The following is a 20,468-nucleotide window of genomic DNA, read 5'->3' on the forward strand; positions in this document are numbered from 1 at the left end:
GAAGTAGGTTTAGAAAATATGCCAGCTACGACTATTCATTTTGTACGCCACGGAGAAGTAGAAAATCCAAATCACGTGCTTTACGAGAGGCTACCGGGATTCCACTTATCTAATCGCGGCTTAAAAATGGCTCGCGCTACAGCCAAATATATTGCGACTGTTCCGCAAATGCGCGGAATTAGTGCGATTTATTCGTCTCCTTTGGAGCGTACACAAGAAACGGCGCAACAAATCGCAAACGCTTTACAAATCAGCCCAATTATTTTAGACAATCGTCTAATCGAAGCGGAAAACAATTTTCGAGGAAAAAGAATCGGCTATGGCGAAGGCGCTTTGTGGAAAAACAACAATTGGAAGCTTGTATCTAACTTGTGGAAGCCGAGTTGGGGAGAATCTTACAAAAGTATTGCGGAGCGCGTTGGCGATTTTGCGTGCGAACAAGTGAAAAATCACCCAGGCGAACAAATCGTAGCTGTAACGCACGAATCGCCAATATGGTCTTATCGTCATTTGCTAGAAACGGGTCACGCGGAGCACAATATGCTTTTACGCAAAACGGCTTTGGCGTCAATTACGTCAATTACATATGATTGCGAAAATATGAATGTGCTTTCCATCACATATGTGGATCCTGCGGCGCGTGTGCAGTAGAACGTGTGGAATAATAAGCAGTAGACTTAAAAATATGCGTGAAAGATGCGTAGAAACCGTGTTTTTTAAAGCTTAATGCGAAGGAGCGTTATTATGGGTGATTCTGTAGAAAAGCTGGATTCACAGGCTTTAGATTTGCTTAAAGCCGCATCCATTGCTGCAGCGGATTTAACTAAATTGTGGCCTTTAAGCGAAGCACGCCATTTAGATAATGACGCAAAATATGCTGAAAACCTTGAGGTCAGGGCGATTCGCGCTATTGCTCGAATTGTTACGGATTTAGACGTTACTGTTCCAGATGCAGAATTTGTGTATGAGGGTGCAGATGTGATTCCAGGTCGTCCACAGGAGATAGTTGATGCTCTTTTGGCAGCAGCAAACGCTTACGACGATATGGATTTATGCTACGACCCAGACTATAGTGAAGCGCAAGAAGAACTAGAAAATAACACGAATGATGTTAGTGCTATTTTCAACAAGCTTGAATCTAATATTTCTAAAGACGTTAATGCAATAAATAGTGCAGCGGATTCTTTAGGTGTTGCAGGAAATTGGTGTGCTGAAAGTCTGCAGGATTCTGTTAGATGCGCAAAACAAGAGTGCGAACAATCATATGAACAAGAACGTGATTTTTACGCGTTAAATCTTGTAGAATCGCAAAAAATTACAGCAATACTGTCTATTCTTAAAAGTCTTATTGAAAAAACCAGCAACATTTACGAAACTTTGCCTATATTCCTATATGTTAACGAAGTGTGCGAGTGCGCTGGAGTTCCGCGAATGATGTTTAAGGACGATCAGTGGCGTGAGCTTGTTGATTGCGTAAAAAGTGGCAATGATGGCAATAATGGTGAAAATAGCAGAAATAACGAAAATAATATGAGCGCGCTGGTTGAATTTGCGGCTCCATTGCTTGAGCGTGAATGGTCAAAGCATAAGGAAGATGTTCTTTGGGACCCAGAAGAGGCTAAGAAGCTTGCAAAAGAAGAAGACGATAGAAAGTCTCGCGAAGCTCTTGCTGCTAAGTTTGCGCATGTGGAAGGTAATAAGGAATCAACGCAAGCTCTTGACTAGATTGGCACGTCCGTAACGCGCGGCACAATGGAACCTATGACTGATATCGAGGAAACTCAAGAAGTTGCTAATAATGCAACAAAATCCACAAAGCCTGAACTTCCAAAGAATGTTCGTGTGCGTTTTTGCCCTTCGCCAACTGGTACACCTCACGTTGGCATGGTTCGTACAGCGCTGTTTAACTGGGCGGAGGCTCGCCATACTCACGGCAAATTGCTGTTCCGCATTGAAGATACTGATAATGAGCGCGATAGTGAGGAAAGCTACCAGCAGATTATTGAGGCTCTTCGCTGGCTCAATATTGATTGGGATGAGGGTATTGACGTTGGCGGAGATAACGGGCCATACCGCCAGTCCCAGCGTATGGAAATTTATAAAGATGTAGCGCAAAAGCTTTTTGATGCAGGATACGCTTATGAGTCCTTCTCTACTCCTGAAGAAATTAAAGAGCGTAATATTGCAGCAGGTAGACCAGCTGAGTTTGGTTACGATGGCTACGATCGGAACCTTACTGAGGAACAGAAGCAAGCTTTCCGCGATGAAGGTCGTAAGCCTGCACTTCGCTTGAAGATGCCAAATGAAGACATTACTTTTAATGATTTAATTCGTGGCGAAATCACTTTTAAAGCTGGATCTGTTCCTGATTATGTGATTGTTCGCCCGAATGGCGATCCACTTTACACGCTTACGAACCCTGTTGACGATGCGTTAATGGATGTAAATGTGGTTTTGCGCGGTGAGGATATTCTTAGCTCCACACCTCGTCAGATTGTGCTTTACCGTTATCTTATGGAAATGGGTATTGCTAAGGAAACTCCGCTTTACGGACACATGCCTTACGTTATGGGCGAAGGTAAGAAGAAGCTTTCTAAGCGAGACCCTGAGTCCAACTTGTTCTTGCATAGGGATAATGGCTTTATTCCAGAAGGCTTGTTGAACTATTTGGCTTTGCTTGGCTGGTCGATCGCTCCTGATCGTGACGTGTTCACTATGGAAGAAATGATTGAAAAGTTTGATGTGCGAGACGTTAAGGCAAATCCTGCACACTTCGACTTAGACAAAGCAATTTCCATTAACGCTGAGCATATTCGCATGCTTGATTCGCAAGATTTCTTGAATCGTTCTGTGCCTTACTTGCATAAGGATGGCGTAGTAAGCGCGGACAATTGGGATGCGTTAACTGACCGCGAGCGTGAAGTGCTCACCGCTGCTGCTTCTCTTGTTCAGCCTCGCGTGCGCTTGCTTGGTGAGGTCGCTGGAATGGTTGGCAGTTTGTTAAGCGAAGATGGCTACATTGAGCCAGATGACGATGCGCGTAAACAGTTGAAGGAATCTGCAGGAGCTGTGCTTGACGCGGCTATCTCTGCTTTGAATGGCGTTGATGCTTCTGATTGGCATACTGATTCCTTGCACGAGCTTTTGAACAAGAAGCTTGTTGAGGAAGCTGGATACAAGCCGCGCTTGGCATTTGGTCCTGTGCGAGTTGCACTTTCTGGCCGTCGTGTTTCTCCGCCACTGTTTGAGTCCATGGAAATCGTGGGCAAAGACGTGACATTGGCGCGTTTGGCTGGATTGCGTGAGCATTTGTAAAAATGATTAAGCTTTAACGCGATTTGCCCCAATGCTTGTTGATTTTTGCTTGCATTGGGGCATTTTTGTAGCTGATTTGGGGATTATTTTTCGTTTGGTACGACACGCCGCGGTTGCGTATTGAGCAGTTATGTTGTAAAGTCGACATTTGTTGCGTCAAGAGGCGTAGCAGATAAATGAAGCCCCCGTCGTCTAGCGGCCTAGGACTACGCCCTCTCACGGCGCCAACACCGGTTCAAATCCGGTCGGGGGTACAAGACGGAACGGTTCCAAGAGCCGCGAAGCCTGCCAATTGGGGTATGGTGTAATTGGCAACACAGGTGATTCTGGTTCATCCATTCTTGGTTCGAGTCCAGGTACCCCAGCGAATAACCCTCGTATTTTGCGAGGGCTTTTTTGTATTTCAAAGATAAAAGATATAGCTTACATTGCTCGTACTTTTCTTGTTTGTTATATTTGTATCGCGCATGAGACATTTGTAACGTTTTTCGACTGATTTTCGTTATATTTGCATCATGTGAGCTACAAATATAACGCAAGCTATTGCTTCTGCTCTAATAGGCTCAGCGAATCGAGGTGATCTCGCGCATTGTGCAGCTCGAAGTCGTCGATTCGCGCAATATACACAAAGCATGACACAATAGTATGTAGTGTGTTTTTTGAAGGGAGCAGGTTCCGTGGGAAGTCGACAAACCTTACAGCGTTGGATGATTACAGTAGGTGGTGTCGAGCAGGCGCGCGTTGGAGCGGGTCAGTCTGTAGAGATCGGCAGAAAGCCTATACGACCTTTGCGCGAAGACGGTTTCATGCGTGTAGACATTGTAGATAATAAGCGCTCAATGTCTAAAAGACATGCGCTTTTTATAGTAGACACAAGTGGCGTGGCTACTATTCGAGATTTGCATTCTACAAACGGAACTTATCTTGTAAACGAAAGCGGCGATTTGCTGCGATTAGATCCAGATGTTGATTTTCATATGCCAGACAGCATTGTTCGCATGCAATTTGGAGACGTGCCAATTGACTTTGTGCGTATAGAAGAGCCAGCTCCTTTGGTTGAAAATAGTGCGGAGCCTGTGCGCGACTTGTTCTCTTATGCGGCTGACGGCTCAATTAAAGAGCCAGATGCTTCGGATTTGTCGGTCGATGATATTCTTGATATTCGTGCTGGGGAGCCAACAGGTGTTTTCCGTGCACAGTCTGTTTCGCACCCTAATTTAGTGTGGGATAATCAGTCCAAATTAAATGCTGCTGGTAAAGCTGATGATGTTTATAGTGCAAGTAAGACTGATATTTCAGTAAATCCTGTAAAACAAAGTGATCCAGTGATTGCTAGTCAGGTTGTTCTTCCTGTTGTGCGTGAAGATTTTGAGTCTGATGCAGAACCTCGTAATCTTTTTGATGATGCAGCACAAGTTAATGCAGCACAAGTTAATAGTGACAAAACTAATAGCGATGAAACTGTGAATCCAGATAATATTGTGGATAACAGTGCTGTTGCAGGTAATGCTGCTATTTCTGACAACAGTGTTGTTGCAAATGATTCTTTTGATTCTCACGATGTTCAAGACGATTCTAAAATTCAGGACTCGCAAAATGTAGATGTTGAAAACGAGGATCACACAACGCAAGATCAGAATACTGAACAAAAAGAGATAGCAGAAATTCAAATCAATTATCAAGATGAGAATGAATTACAAGATGGGGCAGAAGATGAGTCGCAAGCAACCGACGATTCATTGCAAGATGAACCTCAAATTCAACTAAATCATGAACAATTCATTCAATCCAATTCAGTCAATATTCAAGAAGATTCGCAATACACTCCAGCTTTTGAACCAGGGTCTGTGTTCGAAAAAGTGTCAAATGGAGAATTCAATGCGCATAAAGAAATTGTACAAGCAGGTGGATTCACTTCGGAAGAAGCTCAGAAAACCACTGATTTCTCTAAGCAGTTTGAGATAGCAAAATATCAAGAATTACTTCCATTTTTAGCCATGAATACAAGTCTTTATGACGATTTATACGCTTGGCTTTCAGCTCAAGGCAATGCAGACGTAGATGAAGCTTTAGCGCAAAATAGCGGGTATAACGCTTACCGCAACGCAGTAGGTTTATAAACAGGGGAGTTTAGTAGTATGAGCGGCGAACAGAATGATTTTATAAGCCAAGTAAATCAAGCGCATAATGCGAGTGAACAAAATTATCAAGAAGCTTACGGGCAGAATGCGCAAATAAAGCATGAAAGTGCGCAGGCTACAGCTTCGCGAGATGAAAAGTTAAGGCGAATAAACTCTTGGCGTGAACAATACAAGTCACAGCTTGCGCCTTCGCCGCTTGAAGACATAACGAAACTTTCCGCACAATTAGAATTAACGCATGCTCACCCATCTGGGATAGCGCAACTTTTTGCGAGTGGAAAAGTAACTCTTCAGGCGTTATTCCGCGATTCTGGAATGTTGCGCGCAGCAGGGCGCAGACTAGACAGGGTTTTTGAAGATAGAGACAATAAAGCGCACGAAAATGGTGTTTCGGAGCTTTCGCTTGTTGTTGGAGTGGCATCGTGGAGCGGTAATCATGTGCCAGTTTTAACATACCCAGTGCGAGTTATTCGAGACTCTGGCAAGGATGAAACATACGCAACAATCTACTTTTCTGGCAATGTGCGCTTAAACCATGCTCTTGTTCTTAGATTGCAAGAGAGAGGCGTGAATCTTAGTGAAGATGCGCTTTTTGACGGCGCAAACTATGAAAGCGGAACACCAGAAACGTCAGCTGTTTTTGATGCAATTTGTGCATCTGCTCGCAGCGTGTTCCCAGATTTTGATATTGAACGAGATATTGTTCTTGGATGTTTTACTGATTCGGGATCCAGATTTTTGGCTGAAACCGCTCAGATTTTGCAGGCGCTTAAAGTTGGGAATGTTGGAAACACTATGATTGATGCGGTTGCTGGCGATGAGCGTGCGCTTCAAGAGTTGGCGGCAAATGATAGGCAAGAGTATTCTCCACTAGATGTAGACCCTCATGGTGAATATGAAGTCGGTGATGTAGATAATGTTGTACGTTATGCATCTGGTTTAGCTGCTAATGGCGTTTCTCTGGCTTTAGACGTGGATGCTGGATCTGATTCTGCTTCTATCGCGGCTGCAATTTCTTCACGCTGTGTTCTTGCTGGAAAGTCCATTTTATATGTTCCAAATGTTATGGAACAACAGCGTCGATTCCGTCATGCTCTTAGTGCGAATGAGATTTCTTCGCTTGCGCTAGACGTTTCGGATTCTCACCTTGCGAAACATGTGGATTCTCAGCTCATAGCTGCAGTTGGGGCGCGTCAAAGCGTTGCTTCTAGCCGTTTTGAGCAGGTTTGTGACGAGTTAGTTGGTGTTAAAACTCGTTTAAATCGTTATTTGGGAGACTTGCACGGAGTAGATGAGCGTTGGGGTGTATCAGCGTATCAGACAATGCAAAATCTTGCTGCTATTGCAATGTTGCCTACTCATCCTTGTACTCATGTAAGACTAGATGTTGCTGCTGCAAGATCGCTTTCTGGTCATTTAGATGAATGGGCGCAAAAATTACATCAAGCAGATGAGCTTGGAGAATTTACGATAAAGCCTGAAGATACCCCGTGGTTTGGCGCGTCTTTGTTCAATGAGAATGAGGCTGTTGCTGTATATCAGCGCGTTGTAGATGTTCTACTAAAGCTCCTTCCTGCAGCACGCGAACATGTTAAATCAACTGTTCAAAACTGCGGTTTCCCTGTTCCTGCTACCGCACGCGAATGGGGTAGACAGGTTACGGTGTTAAAGAATCTTCGCCGAGTTTTAGATGTTTTCCAAGCAGATATTTTTGAACGTGATCTTAGCGCGATGATTGAAGCAAGTAAGCCTAAAGCTGTTCGCAAGCGTGAAGGTACAGTAATGGGCTTCTGGGAGCGTAGACGTCATATTAAAGAAGCGCGTAGTCTTTTGCGTGTAGGAGCTAAAGTAGATGATCTTCATGAGGCTTTGAAGATTGTTGCTCAGCAAGCTGCTCAGTGGCGTACTTTTGTTCCTCATGGAGGGTGGCCTGTGTTACCGCCTAAGTTAGATGAGATTGTTAGTACTCAGGAGCTTTTGGATCGTAATCTTGTAGCTCTTGATGCTGTTCTTTCCACCACGCGTTTGGGTGCTGATCTTGAAAATGTTGAGTTTACTAAACTTGATGAGCGTTTACAGGCTTTACATGACGATCGTGCTTCCTTAGATACTTTACCTGGTAGGTGTGTGATTGAGCGCGATTTACGCGGTGTTGGTTTAGAAGACCTTGTTTGCGATTTGCGTAGGCGTAATGTTACTGGTTCTGCGTTAGATGGTGAGCTTCACTTGGCTTGGTGGACTACGGTTTTTGAAGATATCGTTAATTCTTCCGCGATTATTTCTAACCAAGATGGTTCGGCTATGCAAGATGCTTCTGACCGTTTTGTTCAGGTAGATACTGAGCACGTGCGCTCTGTGGGACCTATGGTTCAACAAGAGACTCTAAAACGTTTGTGTGAACTACTTTTCTCTAGGTCTCAGGAAGCTAATCAGCTTCACACAACTCTGGCAAGTAATAGTTCTGGCGTGACTTTTACCAAATTGATGAATTCTCATGCAGATCTTCTTCTTGCTGCTAAGCCAATTATGGTTGCTATGCCTTCTACTTTGACTATGATGACTGAATTTAAGCCGATTGTAGACATTGTGATCCTTGATTCTGTTGAGCATTTGAGCAATATTGAGCTTCTTAGCATTCTCGCTCGTGCTCGCCAAGTTGTAGTTATTGCTCATAAGAATACGGTAAGTTCACAGAGCGTTAACGATTTAATTAGTGTTTTGCCTTCTGTACATGTTAAATCTCGTGCTACTAGGCGTTCGCTTCGTCTTGCCAATTTCCTTGAAAATCATGGGTATGGTTCGCTTCGTCACGATGTTCCTGTAGATAGAATGCAAGGTAAAGTTAAGCTTCACCAAGTTGAGGCTTCTGGTGTTCCTGTTATGTCTACTGGTTTGATTGAGAGCAGCCAGAGGGAAATTGACGAGGTTGTTTCCTTGATAAAACAGCGTGCTACGACTTTCACTGTAGTTTCTTCCAGCTATGTTCTTGCAGTTGTAACTCTTACAAGTGTGTTTAGGAATCGTTTAGGAGCGGAGCTTAAGGCTCTTGCTATTAAAGATGAAAATATGAATAGATTCCTTCGTCATGTTCGTCTTGTAGATGCTAGTGAGTCTGTTGGTGCTACCGCTACTGATGTTATTCTTTCATTATGCTATGCAAAAACTTCGCACGGTAGGCTTTTGCAACAATTTGGTGTTTTGGAAGAAGAAGGCGGTAAGGGCATACTGCTTGATTCGCTAGCGTTAGCTCGTAGGAATTTAGATATTGTTTGCGCGTTTAAATCTAGTGATATGGAAGATGAACGTTTGCATCAGGATGGTCCTAAGCTACTTAAAGAATTGCTTATTTGGGCTGAGCAGCTGGATGATAGTCCAGTAAATCCAACTGATTTTGACGAACCAAAACCTGAATATGATCAAGATAAGTCAGAAGATAAGTCAGAATCTGCAGGTACAAGTGTGGAGGCTTTTGATTCTTCAGTAGACAGTTTTAATAATGTTTTGTTTACTGATTTGGCGGATCGTATTCGCGCTCGCGGATTGTGCGTAGCGGTGAATTACGGATTTGATAAGGAACACAGTATTCCTCTTGTTGTTGGTTTGCCAGATAAGCCTTTTGCTCTTGCCGTTTTAACGGATGATATGAGATTCATGAATATAGAATCAACGCGTGAACGTCATCGCATGTTTGCTCAAGATCTAGAGTATCTTGGCTGGTCTGTTATGAATGTTTGGAGCGTTGGAGCATTCGTAAATCCTGAAAAAGAGGTTGAGCGAGTTGTTTCTAGAATAGGCGAGCTTTACGGTGAAGATCAGTGAGCTGTGGTAGGTGACTATAGGTGAGTGACTATAATCCCAATCGTAGATGTTCTAGAACGCATAATCGAGTAGTTCGTAAAGGCTCTGAGCTTTTTGATGCTGATGGCGTTAAGCTGGAGCCTTCGGATTTTCAGACTTTAGACCAGCGCTCTAAAGATGACGATAATCGTATTCTTGGAGAGCTTCCACCTCATTGGGCAGTTTTTAGTGAACGTGGTAGATAAGGCTGTTTTATCCTCGTATTGCAATAACCGCAAGGTTTGGAATAATAGATTGTGTATTTATTATCTGTAACGCAGACTCTGCAGACATGGCTAGTAACGCGTTTTGAGATGAATTACCTGTTTTGACTACTATTACGTCGCGGATAAATGAAATGTTTTTGTTTTCTTGAATAATGTCATTCTCGTTATTATCTCCTCTTGAAACTTTGCTAAATGCTATTGAAATATTTTCGCCAATGTTTAAATCTTGGTTGTTGCTTGCCAGTTTTATTGAAATCGTTGTAAATCCTGGTGGAATTTTTGCTTGTTGTGTAATCTGACTAGTAAAAATAGGCATGCCATATTTGATATTGCAGGTTGCGATAATAGCATTTTTGATCAAATCTTTATTAATAACATGATTAAAAACACCGTTTTTTGGCACGTTAACATAAGATAAATCGTCTTGTTTAATAAGAGTGCCTTTAGATATATCTCTAATTGCTACAGGTATGATTTGCGTTTCTTGACAGCTAGTAATCATATTTATTGCAATAAGTGTTGCAACGCTAATAAAAAATACGGTAAGCGCATTTAACAAAAGTGCTTTCTGCCTGCGTTTTAAAAGCATGGCTGGCACTTGATTTTCGTGCGCATCATGCGTGCTAGATGTGTTTTTTAATATTGATATCATGCTCATAGAAGCATCATCTAATAAAAGGTGATGCTTCTACAAGATATTTTTGTCAATGTGGTTAAAGGTTATTTTCTATTGTAAATCAGATGATTTTTATACACTTTTCCACAAATTGGTTAATAAGCGAAATTGCTTATGCACATTTCCACAAATTGTTTGTATCTGCTTGAAAAATTATTTATCAGTGCGATAAAATCCACTACCTTTAAAATTGATTGGTGGTGCAGAAAACACCTTACGAAGCTCTGGTTTTCCGCATTTTGGACACACTGTAATTGGGTCATCCTCAAACGATTGATATTCCGAAAAATCATATCCACATTGCTTGCAACGGTAATGATAAGTAGGCAACGGTTCCTCCGATCTTTATTTCCATCACATATCCTAGCTCATGCCCGCACCGCATGAAAGATGACTTAAAATATACGCAAAAAGACGCAGTAATTTGTAAAAATTTAATGTAATAATTCCTATAATTGCGACACGCCGAATTGATTTTGGCTCTTCACATCCGTAACGCACTTTATATTTATACGTATGGGTTATGAATCGGTGAGTGCGTTAATTGTATTAATCATCATCATAGCCTTAATGTTTGGTTGGTTGCCTAAGCGCACTGTTAACAGCATGAAGTCAATGTTGGAACACAGCGAAGATAGGTATTCACCTTCGCTGCATATTGTGGATGAGCGTAGTGCTTCGCTGTTCCATGAGTGTAGTGGTGCGATGGCGAAAGGGGTTGGAATGCAACCGTCAGAGAAGCGATCGAATAAAAATAAGAACACTAAAAATAAGAGCAATAAGTCAAAGGTGTTAAGAGATAATTTTACTCCACAACATGTGGCTCGTATTCGTGCTCTTCGTCGCGCTGCGGTTCGTCGTCGCCGTATTTTGGTTTTTTCACTTGTTTTCTTGACCCTTGTGGTTCTTGTAGCTGGTTTGTCTGGATTATATTCTGCTTGGTTCGCTCTTATACCATTCGCTATGGTTTCAACAGTTCTTTACTTTGGTTCTATTGCGGCAAAGCATGCGCGAGATTGGGAAGCGCAAGTTGCTGCCTATAACAAATCTGCTGGCGTGCCGCAAAATTATGGTCAAAAAAGCTATGGTGAATCTGGTGAATCTATTGTGGAACCAGTTTTTGACGCGATTGTCAATTCTGTTGTAACTCATGAAGAAGAGTATCAAAATTATTCATCAGGCTCTGTTACACAATATTCGTCGAATACTCAAGACAATACAGAAACTTCTGTTATGCAGCAGCGTGAAATTAGTATGGCTTTAGAACGCGTCAATTCGCAGAATGCTAATGATTATATTGCTGCTGGTAATCAGTCATCGTCTTTGCCTGATGTGTCTGATTCGTCTGATTCTTCTAAATCTCATCAAGATTTAATATCTTTCTCGTTTGGGTCTGATTCTACAGAATCTTCTTCAAATGACAAGAATAATGGTCCGTTAAGCTTAGAAATAAAGTCCACTAAGCAGGTTGCTAAAGCAATTTCAGCTAAAGAACCGCTTTCTACTAAAGAATCTTCCGATAATAATGTGGAGCCACCAGTTAGTACTGAAGATTCATTAGGAAAAGCTGATTTGCGAGATGTTTTAGCTCGTCGCGCCGCATGAAAATAAGCTTAAAAGCAGATTAAAATACATATATTTTTAAAAAATTTTCCAAAATTTTAGCACTCTAGTTGGTAGAGTGCTAAAAACGCGCTATTATAAGTCACAGTGCGCGATAGTTTTGACGTGATCGTCAGCCTCGTCAATATTATTTGTGCGAATAGTTACATTTCTCTTAAGAAAGAGGTGGCGACAGTGTCGATTAAGCTCACACCGTTGGAAGATAAGATTATTGTTAAGCAAGCTCAGGCAGAAACTCAAACTGCTTCTGGCTTGTATATTCCAGATAACGCTAAGGAAAAGCCACAACAGGGCGAAGTATTGGCTGTTGGACCAGGTCGTCGCGACGACAAGGGTGAGCGCATTCCTATGGACGTTAAAGTTGGAGACAAGGTTCTATATTCCAAGTATGGTGGCACAGAAGTTCACTACGAAGGCGAAGATTATTTGATTGTTTCGTCTCGTGACGTTCTCGCAATCCTTGGCTGATTTTGATTAATTGTTTGGTTAATTTCTTTATTAATCATTTGTAATTAATCAAACAATATTTGAATCTATTTAACGCTGAAAATAACGGTTCGCCGCTGTTTTCAGCGTTTTTTGTTTAATTTGTTTAAGACACGACTATTATAAAATCATGGATTATAAACATCGCAGTATTCTAGATACTTTGCCAAATTACAAGCAAGGCAAACCAGCGCCCGCATTAGACGGTATTCGCGCATATAAGATTTCTAGCAACGAGAACCCATTTGAGCCGTTAGAAAGTGTGAAAAACGCCATTTCTAGCCGTGCGCTTGGGGTTATTAATCGTTACCCAAATATGCGTGGAACAGAAGTCGTAGAGGAGTTAGCTAAAAAGTTTAGCGTTACACCAGATGAAGTTGTGCTTGGCTGTGGCTCCACGGAGGTTATTACGCAACTCGTAGACTTAGTTGCAGGTCCTGGAGACGAAGTTATATACCCATGGAGAAGCTTCGAGGCATATCCAATTATTGTTACGGGCGCTGGCGCTACAAGTGTGCAAATTCCTAATCGTGCAGATGGATCGCACGATGTGGATGCAATGATTGATGCAATTAATGAGCACACGCGTCTTGTTATTTTGAACAATCCAAACAATCCTACATCCGCGCAACTTTCTGATGAGGATGCTAGAAAGGTTTTGGATGCTGTACCAAGCGACGTTTTGGTGCTTATTGACGAAGCGTATGTGCAATTTAACAACGCAAAGGGTACGGCGGATGGCATGCAGCTTTACCGTGAATATCCGAATGTTGTTGTTGCTCAAACTTTCTCTAAAGCCTACGGATTGGCTGGGTTGCGTATTGGATATGCTGTTGCTGCAGCAGATGTTGTAGAAGGAATGCGAAAAGTGGCTGTTCCGTTTGGAGTAAGCCAAATCGCACAAGTGGCAGCTCTTGCGTCTTTGGAACCTCAAGCGCTTGTAGAGATGCACAATCGCGTAGATGCGCTTGTTAAGGAGCGTGCGCGCGTTGTAAGCGGCTTGCGTGAGCAAGGTTGGAATATTGCTGAGCCGTATGCAAACTTCTTCTGGATGCCGTTTGGTGAAGGCACAGAGCGAGCTAATCAGCGTTTTGTTGAGGCAGGTCTTTCTGTGCGAGCGTTTGCTGGTGAAGGTATTCGCATCACAATCGCAGAAACCGAAGCAAATGACCGTGTTCTTAAAATATGCGAGTTTTTAAAGAAAGATGGTTTTTCGCTTAAATAATCATATTTTTGACCGCATTTAGATGTGATTTTTGCCTTTCGGCGTGTCTTAATCTTGCATTAGTCTCGCGTTCGTGGCAAAATAACAAAGTTGCCGTTTGGAGATATTCCTCTCCGCTCGGAAACATTGGCGGGTTACCAGAGCGGCCAAATGGGACTGACTGTAAATCAGTTGCTTCGTGCTTCAGTGGTTCAAATCCACTACCCGCCACGCCTCGATAGCTCAGTGGTAGAGCACTTCCTTGGTAAGGAAGAGGTCGTGAGTCCGATTCTCACTCGAGGCTCTCTGGCGGGGTAGCTCAGCTGGCTAGAGCGTACGACTCATAATCGTAAGGTCAAGAGTTCGAGTCTCTTCCTCGCTACAATGGCCAGCAGGAGTTGGTCAACACACAATATTCTAGAGGTGAACGAAATGGCAAGTAAGAGCGCAGACATCCGTCCAGGCATTACGCTTGCATGCACGGAGTGCAAGGAGCGTAATTACATCACGACGAAGAATCGTCGTAATACGCCTGATCGTCTCGAGTTGAGCAAGTTCTGCCCACGTTGCGGCAAGCATACTCTCCATCGCGAGACTCGCTAAGCGAGTGAGCTTCGGCGAAGTTTTGTAGCTTTATTACCCCGCGTTTTGCGGGGTTTTTTGTTATTTAGTGCTGTTAGGATTAGGCATATGAGTATGCAATCATCCTTATCTGGATCTGATAATCCAACTTTCGCAGACCTTACAACAATCGGAGTTGGGGGTACTATTGCTCGTTTTGTAGAACCTAATAGCAGGGTGGCTGTTATTGAAGCTGTAGAAGATGCCGATTGTGCGGGATTGCCATTGTGTGTTATTGGTGGCGGATCTAACATGCTCGTTAGTGATGAGTCGTTTAATGGAGTTGTTGTCCGTGATGCTCGGCGTGAAATTTGTGTTTTAGATGAGGCTGCTCCTAGCGAAGATGGTGTTGATAAGGATAGTGGAGATTGTTTAGTTCACGTTAGTGCAGAAGCAGGATGCAATTGGGATGATTTTGTATCGCACACGATTCAGCTTGGATTGGAAGGCGTAGAAGCACTTTCTGGTATTCCTGGAACTGTTGGGGCATCTGTGGTGCAAAACATTGGCGCATATGGGTCAGAAGTAGCGAAAAGTGTTGAATCCGTAGAGGTTTGGGATCGTAAAGACAAAACCACTTTTTATATGGGTCTAAAAGACCTTAAATTTGGTTACCGTACGTCTGTTCTTAAGCAAAGCATGTATAGGGCGCCTGGTGTTCCTGCTGATTGCTTTTTCCCAACGCCTAGATACGTTGTTTTATCTGTTACTTTTTGCTTAAAGCATTCAAAAACTGGTGTTGTTGCTCATTCGCAGCTTGCTCATGCGCTTGGAGTGCAAGTTGGGGATCGAATGGAAACAGCTAAGATTCGTCGCGAAGTTTTGCGTGTTAGAGCATCTAAGGGCATGCTTGAAGATGCTATGCGCTACGCAAACAAGTGGATGTGCTACGCAAAAAATGAAAGCGGCGTTGAGTCTGCGATTAGTCTTCAAAATGAAGACTATGTTTGTGGAGATTTGTTAGAAGGCGATTCTAAGTATGCCGATCGTCATAGTTGTGGAAGTTTCTTTATGAATCCGATTTTGACAGAATCTCAGGCAGAGTTGCTCCCAGAAGACGCTCCGCGATTTGATGCCACTTTGCCAGATGGATCTAAGGGCATCAAGACTTCTGCAGCATGGCTGATAGATCATTCTGGATTCCATAAAGGATTTAGGCTTACGCAAAACAATGGTATAAAAAGTGAGGCTGGGTTGTCTTCTTTGCACACTTTGGCATTGACCAATCGTAATAACGCAAAATGCAAAGATATTGTTGATTTAGCGCGCAAAATCATAGATGGTGTTTATGATTCTTTTGGCGTAAAACTTGTTCCAGAGCCTGTTCTAATCGGCATTAACTTAGATTGTTAATGTAAGTTGTTAACACAAATTTAGCATAATTTAACATAATAAATCGCGATTTGTGTTGTGATTTTCCGCTGAACACAGTACTATGCTCTTTTAATATCGTAAAAATTATTGTTTGATTGCACTTAATGTGTGTTGAACTGTATTTTTTGCGATTAATAACATATATACCCTTATATGGAATGTTTTAGACGTAGTTTTAGAGAAGGTTGGATTATGCAAATATGGAGAAAAAAGTCTGTTGAACAGACTATTGCAGAAACAATGGATGGTGATCGCCATCTTAAGCGTACGTTAAATGCATGGGATCTTGCCGTTATGGGCGTAGCTGTGGCAGTTGGTGCTGGCATCTTCTCCGTTGGTGCTCAGGCTGCAGCGTTCCACGCAGGTCCTGCAGTTATTATTAGCTTTATCATCGCTGGTATTGTTTGCGGAACGGCTGCAATGTGCTACGCGGAGTTTGCTTCGATGATTCCTGTTGCAGGTTCTGCATACACATTTACATATACCACAGTAGGCGAGCTTATTGCTTGGATTATTGGCTGGGATATGATTCTGGAAATGCTTATGGCAGGATCCGTTATAGCTAAATATTGGGGAGTTTATCTTAACGATTTAATGCACTTGTTTGGTCTTAACGTATCTACTTCGGTAAAGCTTGGTAATTTTACTTTTGATCTTGCTCCAGTAGTTATTGTTGCGTTCTTTACGATTATGCTTGTTGTTGGAACAAAGCTTTCTGCTCGTTTTGATGGTGCTTTAACAATCTTGAAGATTGGTATTGTTCTGTTCGTTGTTGTTGTTGGATTCTTCTACATTAAGGCTTCTAACTTCACTCCATTCGTTCCACCTGCAACAGACGTTGCTAGCGTTAAGGGTATTCACGTTTCTGGCACCATGAGCCAGCCGCTTTGGCAGTGGATTACTGGTATGCAGCCAGCTGTTTATGGCGTTACGGGTATTCTTTCTGGCGCAGCTCTTGTGTTCTTTGCTTTTATTGGTTTTGATGTTGTTGCAACTACTGCAGAAGAAACTAAGGATCCACACAAGAACATCCCTAGGGGTATTGGTCTCGGTCTTTTGATTGTGACTGTTCTGTACATTCTTGTGGCTGTTGTTACAACTGGCATGGTTTCATACAAGGATTTGGCTAAGCAAGAGGCTCCTTCGCTTTCTACAAGCTTTGAGCTTGTAGGCGCAACTTGGGCAGCAAAGATTATTTCTCTTGGCATTGTAATCGGCTTAACAACTGTTGTTATGGTTCTTCTTCTTGGTCTTACGCGTATCGTGTTTGCTGTAAGCCGCGATGGTCTTCTTCCTCGTAGCTTCTCTAAGGTGAGCAAGCGCGGTATTCCTGCACGTATTCAGATTGTTTCTGGCGTTGTAGTTGCTATAATCGCTTCTACATTAGATATTGGAATTCTTTCTGATATGGTGAATATCGGTACGCTTTCTGCGTTCTTGCTTGTTTCTGCAGGTGTTCCGATTATGCGTATGCGTAGGCCAGATTTGCACCGATCCTTTATGGTTCCATGGAATCCAGTTTTGCCTATTTTTGCTGCGCTTTCTACGTTCTGGCTTATGCTAAACCTTTCCGTGCTTACATGGATTCGTTTTGCGATTTGGCTTGCGATTGGCTTTGCAGTGTACTTCGGCTATTCCTACCGCAACTCTTTGCTTGGAAGGCAGTTACGCAAGGCTAAGAAGCTTGGTGTTCCTGTAGAGTCATTGTTTGCTCAAGATGCTGTTGCAGCTGAAAAGATGGCTCAGGGAGAATCTGAAGATCAGGCTCGTGCAGAAGCTGCTCAAGAGACAGGTAATAATTGATTATAAAATCTTGAATTAAGATATTATCTTATTTTTAGATTTATTGATTCTAATCACGTTGAGTCGGCATGCGGTTTTACGCGTGTCGACTCAATTAGTTTTGCGCGACGTGTTTGCACTATAATAGAAAAGTTAAATTGTTTCATTAGTGCAAAATTAATGCAGAAAGGGGGCGTTTGTTATGCCTTATGTTATTGCAGAACCTTGTGTTGACGTTAAGGATAAAGCTTGTGTTGACGAGTGCCCTGTTGATTGCATTTACGAAGGCGATCGCACGCTTTACATAAACCCTAACGAATGCGTTGATTGTGGTGCTTGTGAACCAGCTTGTCCTGTAGAAGCCATTTTCTACGAGGATGATGTTCCAGAAGAATGGGAATGGTATAAAGACGCCGCTGTAGAGTATTTCAACAAACTTGGCGATTTGGGCGGAGCGCAAGAAGCTGGTCCATCTGGCTGGGATGAAGATCGTGTAGCTGCTCTTCCTAAAAGAGATGCTTAAATACCTAGTTGCGCCGCATTGTTTCCATATTTTTCTCTTACAGCATCTAAAACATGTTCTGCGTGACTTATTCGTGCATAAGTATTTTTTACTGCGTTTTCTCTAATTGGTGTTGAATTTTTGTATGTATCGTTGTTTATTGCGGTTTCTCTTTTGCTTTCTTCAAGAATGTCATTAATGGTTGGTTGAATGAACGTTTTGCTGCATTTTACAAGATTGCTAGCGCTTACTCCTGCCAGTCTAACTGGGCTTAATAAGCAAATATTATTTCCGCCTAATTTATGATTGTGTACTATAGGGTCTGCATCCATTAACAATGCGTCAACGTGCTTATATAATTCATGGGAAGAATCCGTTGCGTTTCTTAACGTTTTAGATCTAGTAACATAGTGCAAATCACTGAATCGTAGCTTTAACGTGACAGTTTTGGTTGCCATATTGCGTTTGCGTAGTTCTTGCGCCACGTCATTGCAGCAGTGCCTGATCAGGTTTTTCACTGCTGCAATATCCGTGGTGTCAGAATTGAGAGTTTGTTCTGTACCGATGGATTTTTCTGGAACATGGGGCATGACTTGCCGATTATCGATTCCGCGCGAAGTGTTATAAAGCATTTGTGCAACAATCTTAGAGCCGGCAATTCGTTCCAGAGTCTTTTCATCTATATTTCTTAGTGTTTCTATACTATTTATTCCCCATGCTGCTAGCTTTTTTGCCAGAGCTGGTCCAATTCCTGGTATTGCTCGTAATGGCATTATTGACACAAAGTCAGCGTTGCGGTTCTGGGGGACAACCAGCATTCCATTTGGCTTTGCATTTGTTGATGCCATTTTTGCTATTAATTTATTGGATGCTATTCCCACTGAGCAGGTGATATGAAACTTACGCGCGACTTCGCTTCGTATCCATTCGCCTATAACAATAGGCGAATGCCAGCGTAAAAGTGCGGAGTTAACATCCATATAACATTCGTCTACAGAGACTCGTTCAACCCTATCTGTGATTTTTGAAAAAACCTCCTTAAAAATCCTAGATGAAATGGAAACGTAGTATGGCATGTCTACCGGCAAGAAAATGCCATTAGGGCACAAGCTTCGTGCTCGCGCTGTAGGCATAGCTGAATTCACGCCATACTTACGTGCCTCGTAGCTGGCTGCCGAAACTACGGAGCGCGAACCTGTACCAATAATCACAGGTTTACCAAGTAACCTAGGATTACGCGCCGCCTCGAGTGATGCGTAAAACGCATCCATATCGATATGAAGTATTGTGCAGCCAGACGTGTCATGCCCCCAGTCGCGTTTAGCTGCTGTAACTCGCGGTGCTGTGCTCATGGATTTATAGTAGAACAAACGTTCGATTTTATCTATAGTGTGTCGTAATAAATTTTACGAAAAATATAGTCAAAATATGCAAATATAACTACTGCCGTGTAGGGTATGCTGTATGAAACAAATCATAGTGAACGCGCTAAATCGCATGCCTGTTTTGCTTATTGTTGTTGTAGAAGCGGCGATGGTTTATTTAGCAACATCAATAGCGAAAGTCGCGTTTAGTCAGCTCGATCCGTTGTATTCTGTGTGGTATCGCGTTGGATTTATGACTTTGTTTTTGCTTGCTTGGAGAAGACCTTTTTCGCACAAAAAACGCGCGCGCAATTCTTTGCCTAAAACGTTAAAAGAATGGTTAATTGTTGTTGCAGTAGGAATTTCCGTTGTTCTTATGAATACCATGTTTTATTTAGCTATTAGTTGCATGGCTGTGGGGGTCGCGGTTACTATCGAGTTTGTAGGACCGCTTATGGTTGCTGTTATAACAGGTAAAACGTGGCGTGAGCGCATTGGTATAGTTATTGCCGCGTGTGGAATCGTGCTTCTTGCAAGCGCTTCTATGGGTTCTAATGAAAGTCCGCATTTTCTTGTTGGATTAGTTGCAATTCTTATTGGCGGATCCATGTGGGGAATGTATATTGTCTCTGGGCGAATGTTGGCTAGAGGTTCTAATGCTATAGACAGAGTTAGTGTAGCTATTTTAATTGGATGGTTGTTGCAGTCTAGCGTACTTGCGGTTCCTGCGATTTCTCATGTTATATACCCTAAGCCAGGAGCTACTTGGGCTGCACAGTCTGGCGGTTCTATAAAGCTTTTAGCTTTGATGGTTGTTATTGCGATATGCGCATCTTTTATTCCTACGCTGTTGGATCAGGTTCTTTTAAAGCGCGTGTCTTCGGCAAGATATTCTGTTATGCAGGCTTTATATCCTGCTATTGCGGCAGTTGTTGGAATGGGATTTGGAGAAGTGCCAACTTGGATTGATGTTTGTGGAATGGCTCTAGTTATGTTGGCTGTTGCGATTACATTTTCGGGAGACCATAATCCTGCATAAATATTGTTGTTTGGCTATTCAATCCACTTTTGCGTGTTTGGTGTGTCGCTGAAGCATTGTGCACGTCCTCAAGAGGTGATATAGTCTGAATCTGTTGCTATCTTGAATAGCTACAAAGTGGAGTCATGCCTGAGTGGCCGATAGGGGCACCCTGCTAAGGTGTTAGTCGTGTAAGCGGCTCGAGAGTTCGAATCTCTCTGACTCCGCGGTTTTAGCTCTAAATCGTTGATTTTTCAATGATTTAGAGCTTTTTGCGTTTTGTGTAGATTCCCGTAAT

17 protein-coding genes and 6 tRNA genes are annotated in these 20,468 nt (G+C 42.6%); 20 read left to right on the plus strand and 3 right to left on the minus strand.

The window, feature by feature from the left end:
• Nucleotides 1-18 precede the first annotated feature (18 nt).
• The 8 genes from ABVC65_RS02790 to ABVC65_RS02825 all read left to right on the plus strand — a co-directional run bounded on the left by ABVC65_RS02790 (nucleotide 19) and on the right by ABVC65_RS02825 (nucleotide 9,499).
• Nucleotides 19-651 (plus strand): histidine phosphatase family protein, encoded by a 633-nt coding sequence (locus tag ABVC65_RS02790; RefSeq protein ID WP_353582912.1) that lies wholly within the window; start codon nucleotides 19-21, stop codon nucleotides 649-651.
• Between the two features lie 93 nt (nucleotides 652-744).
• Nucleotides 745-1,725, plus strand: a complete 981-nt coding sequence (locus ABVC65_RS02795; RefSeq protein ID WP_353582555.1) for a hypothetical protein — start codon at nucleotides 745-747, stop codon at nucleotides 1,723-1,725.
• A gap of 27 nt (nucleotides 1,726-1,752) precedes the next feature.
• Nucleotides 1,753-3,315 (plus strand): glutamate--tRNA ligase, encoded by a 1,563-nt coding sequence (gltX, locus tag ABVC65_RS02800; protein ID WP_080572659.1) that lies wholly within the window; start codon nucleotides 1,753-1,755, stop codon nucleotides 3,313-3,315.
• 181 nt (nucleotides 3,316-3,496) lie between these two features.
• Nucleotides 3,497-3,569 (plus strand) — tRNA-Glu (locus ABVC65_RS02805).
• A 39-nt stretch (nucleotides 3,570-3,608) separates the two neighbouring features.
• Nucleotides 3,609-3,680, plus strand: a tRNA-Gln gene (locus ABVC65_RS02810).
• Nucleotides 3,681-3,992: 312 nt separating this feature from the next.
• On the plus strand, nucleotides 3,993-5,435 hold the full coding sequence (locus ABVC65_RS02815) for an FHA domain-containing protein (protein WP_353582556.1): 1,443 nt from the start codon (nucleotides 3,993-3,995) through the stop codon (nucleotides 5,433-5,435).
• An 18-nt stretch (nucleotides 5,436-5,453) separates the two neighbouring features.
• A complete protein-coding gene (locus ABVC65_RS02820; protein WP_353582557.1) occupies nucleotides 5,454-9,275 on the plus strand; it encodes a helicase in 3,822 nt (1,273 codons plus the stop codon).
• A gap of 20 nt (nucleotides 9,276-9,295) precedes the next feature.
• Nucleotides 9,296-9,499: a hypothetical protein gene (locus ABVC65_RS02825; protein ID WP_004114310.1), complete on the plus strand. Its 204-nt coding sequence runs from the start codon at nucleotides 9,296-9,298 to the stop codon at nucleotides 9,497-9,499.
• 7 nt (nucleotides 9,500-9,506) lie between these two features.
• On the opposite strand, the gene ABVC65_RS02830 is transcribed toward ABVC65_RS02825, so the two are convergent.
• Nucleotides 9,507-10,178, minus strand: a complete 672-nt coding sequence (locus ABVC65_RS02830; protein WP_004122827.1) for a hypothetical protein — start codon at nucleotides 10,176-10,178, stop codon at nucleotides 9,507-9,509.
• Nucleotides 10,179-10,349: 171 nt separating this feature from the next.
• A complete protein-coding gene (locus ABVC65_RS02835; protein ID WP_004114314.1) occupies nucleotides 10,350-10,526 on the minus strand; it encodes an FmdB family zinc ribbon protein in 177 nt (58 codons plus the stop codon).
• A gap of 240 nt (nucleotides 10,527-10,766) precedes the next feature.
• On the opposite strand from ABVC65_RS02835, the gene ABVC65_RS02840 reads away from it, so the two are divergent.
• The 10 genes from ABVC65_RS02840 (at nucleotide 10,767) to fdxA (ending at nucleotide 17,809) form a co-directional block, all read left to right on the plus strand.
• Nucleotides 10,767-11,801 carry a hypothetical protein gene (locus ABVC65_RS02840; RefSeq protein ID WP_353582913.1) on the plus strand — a complete coding sequence of 345 codons (1,035 nt, stop codon included), beginning with the start codon at nucleotides 10,767-10,769 and terminating at the stop codon, nucleotides 11,799-11,801.
• A gap of 192 nt (nucleotides 11,802-11,993) precedes the next feature.
• Nucleotides 11,994-12,287, plus strand: coding sequence for a co-chaperone GroES (gene groES / locus ABVC65_RS02845; RefSeq protein ID WP_004114319.1), 294 nt, complete (start codon nucleotides 11,994-11,996; stop codon nucleotides 12,285-12,287).
• Nucleotides 12,288-12,435: 148 nt separating this feature from the next.
• Nucleotides 12,436-13,530: a histidinol-phosphate transaminase gene (locus ABVC65_RS02850; protein WP_353582558.1), complete on the plus strand. Its 1,095-nt coding sequence runs from the start codon at nucleotides 12,436-12,438 to the stop codon at nucleotides 13,528-13,530.
• A 128-nt stretch (nucleotides 13,531-13,658) separates the two neighbouring features.
• Nucleotides 13,659-13,740: transfer RNA gene (locus ABVC65_RS02855), tRNA-Tyr, on the plus strand.
• A gap of 1 nt (nucleotide 13,741) precedes the next feature.
• Nucleotides 13,742-13,813 (plus strand) — tRNA-Thr (locus ABVC65_RS02860).
• 4 nt (nucleotides 13,814-13,817) lie between these two features.
• A tRNA-Met gene (locus ABVC65_RS02865) sits at nucleotides 13,818-13,891 on the plus strand.
• Nucleotides 13,892-13,941: 50 nt separating this feature from the next.
• Entirely contained in the window at nucleotides 13,942-14,112 is a 171-nt protein-coding gene (gene rpmG / locus ABVC65_RS02870) for a 50S ribosomal protein L33 (protein WP_004114322.1), read from the plus strand.
• Between the two features lie 87 nt (nucleotides 14,113-14,199).
• Entirely contained in the window at nucleotides 14,200-15,483 is a 1,284-nt protein-coding gene (locus ABVC65_RS02875; RefSeq protein WP_353582559.1) for an FAD-binding protein, read from the plus strand.
• 213 nt (nucleotides 15,484-15,696) lie between these two features.
• A complete protein-coding gene (locus tag ABVC65_RS02880; protein ID WP_353582914.1) occupies nucleotides 15,697-17,307 on the plus strand; it encodes an APC family permease in 1,611 nt (536 codons plus the stop codon).
• Nucleotides 17,308-17,488: 181 nt separating this feature from the next.
• Nucleotides 17,489-17,809 (plus strand): ferredoxin, encoded by a 321-nt coding sequence (gene fdxA / locus ABVC65_RS02885; protein WP_004114327.1) that lies wholly within the window; start codon nucleotides 17,489-17,491, stop codon nucleotides 17,807-17,809.
• Here fdxA and dinB read toward each other — a convergent pair.
• Complete coding sequence (gene dinB, locus ABVC65_RS02890) at nucleotides 17,806-19,140, minus strand: DNA polymerase IV (protein ID WP_353582560.1); 1,335 nt, start codon at nucleotides 19,138-19,140, stop codon at nucleotides 17,806-17,808. The two genes, fdxA and dinB, sit on opposite strands and share 4 nt — an antisense overlap.
• A 112-nt stretch (nucleotides 19,141-19,252) precedes the next feature.
• Here dinB and ABVC65_RS02895 point away from each other — a divergent pair, with 112 nt between their 5' ends.
• Together ABVC65_RS02895 and ABVC65_RS02900 are read left to right on the plus strand one after the other, a co-directional pair.
• On the plus strand, nucleotides 19,253-20,191 hold the full coding sequence (locus tag ABVC65_RS02895; protein ID WP_353582561.1) for an EamA family transporter: 939 nt from the start codon (nucleotides 19,253-19,255) through the stop codon (nucleotides 20,189-20,191).
• Nucleotides 20,192-20,310: 119 nt separating this feature from the next.
• Nucleotides 20,311-20,397, plus strand: a tRNA-Ser gene (locus ABVC65_RS02900).
• Nucleotides 20,398-20,468: the final 71 nt, after the last annotated feature.

Origin of the sequence: Gardnerella vaginalis, from assembly GCF_040427915.1 — a bacterium.
GTDB lineage: Bacteria > Actinomycetota > Actinomycetes > Actinomycetales > Bifidobacteriaceae > Bifidobacterium > Bifidobacterium vaginale_C.

What these genes read in the sequence shown, in the direction of transcription:
- ABVC65_RS02875 (WP_353582559.1), top strand. Translation starts at nt 14,200, where the DNA reads ATGAGTATGCAATCATCCTTATCTGGATCTGATAATCCAACTTTCGCA.
- gltX (WP_080572659.1), top strand. Translation starts at nt 1,753, where the DNA reads ATGGAACCTATGACTGATATCGAGGAAACTCAAGAAGTTGCTAATAAT.
- ABVC65_RS02795 (WP_353582555.1), top strand. Translation starts at nt 745, where the DNA reads ATGGGTGATTCTGTAGAAAAGCTGGATTCACAGGCTTTAGATTTGCTT.
- ABVC65_RS02850 (WP_353582558.1), top strand. Translation starts at nt 12,436, where the DNA reads ATGGATTATAAACATCGCAGTATTCTAGATACTTTGCCAAATTACAAG.
- fdxA (WP_004114327.1), top strand. Translation starts at nt 17,489, where the DNA reads ATGCCTTATGTTATTGCAGAACCTTGTGTTGACGTTAAGGATAAAGCT.
- ABVC65_RS02840 (WP_353582913.1), top strand. Translation starts at nt 10,767, where the DNA reads ATGTTTGGTTGGTTGCCTAAGCGCACTGTTAACAGCATGAAGTCAATG.
- ABVC65_RS02880 (WP_353582914.1), top strand. Translation starts at nt 15,697, where the DNA reads ATGCAAATATGGAGAAAAAAGTCTGTTGAACAGACTATTGCAGAAACA.
- ABVC65_RS02895 (WP_353582561.1), top strand. Translation starts at nt 19,253, where the DNA reads ATGAAACAAATCATAGTGAACGCGCTAAATCGCATGCCTGTTTTGCTT.
- ABVC65_RS02790 (WP_353582912.1), top strand. Translation starts at nt 19, where the DNA reads ATGCCAGCTACGACTATTCATTTTGTACGCCACGGAGAAGTAGAAAAT.
- ABVC65_RS02820 (WP_353582557.1), top strand. Translation starts at nt 5,454, where the DNA reads ATGAGCGGCGAACAGAATGATTTTATAAGCCAAGTAAATCAAGCGCAT.
- ABVC65_RS02830 (WP_004122827.1), bottom strand. Translation starts at nt 10,178, where the DNA reads ATGAGCATGATATCAATATTAAAAAACACATCTAGCACGCATGATGCG.
- rpmG (WP_004114322.1), top strand. Translation starts at nt 13,942, where the DNA reads ATGGCAAGTAAGAGCGCAGACATCCGTCCAGGCATTACGCTTGCATGC.
- dinB (WP_353582560.1), bottom strand. Translation starts at nt 19,140, where the DNA reads ATGAGCACAGCACCGCGAGTTACAGCAGCTAAACGCGACTGGGGGCAT.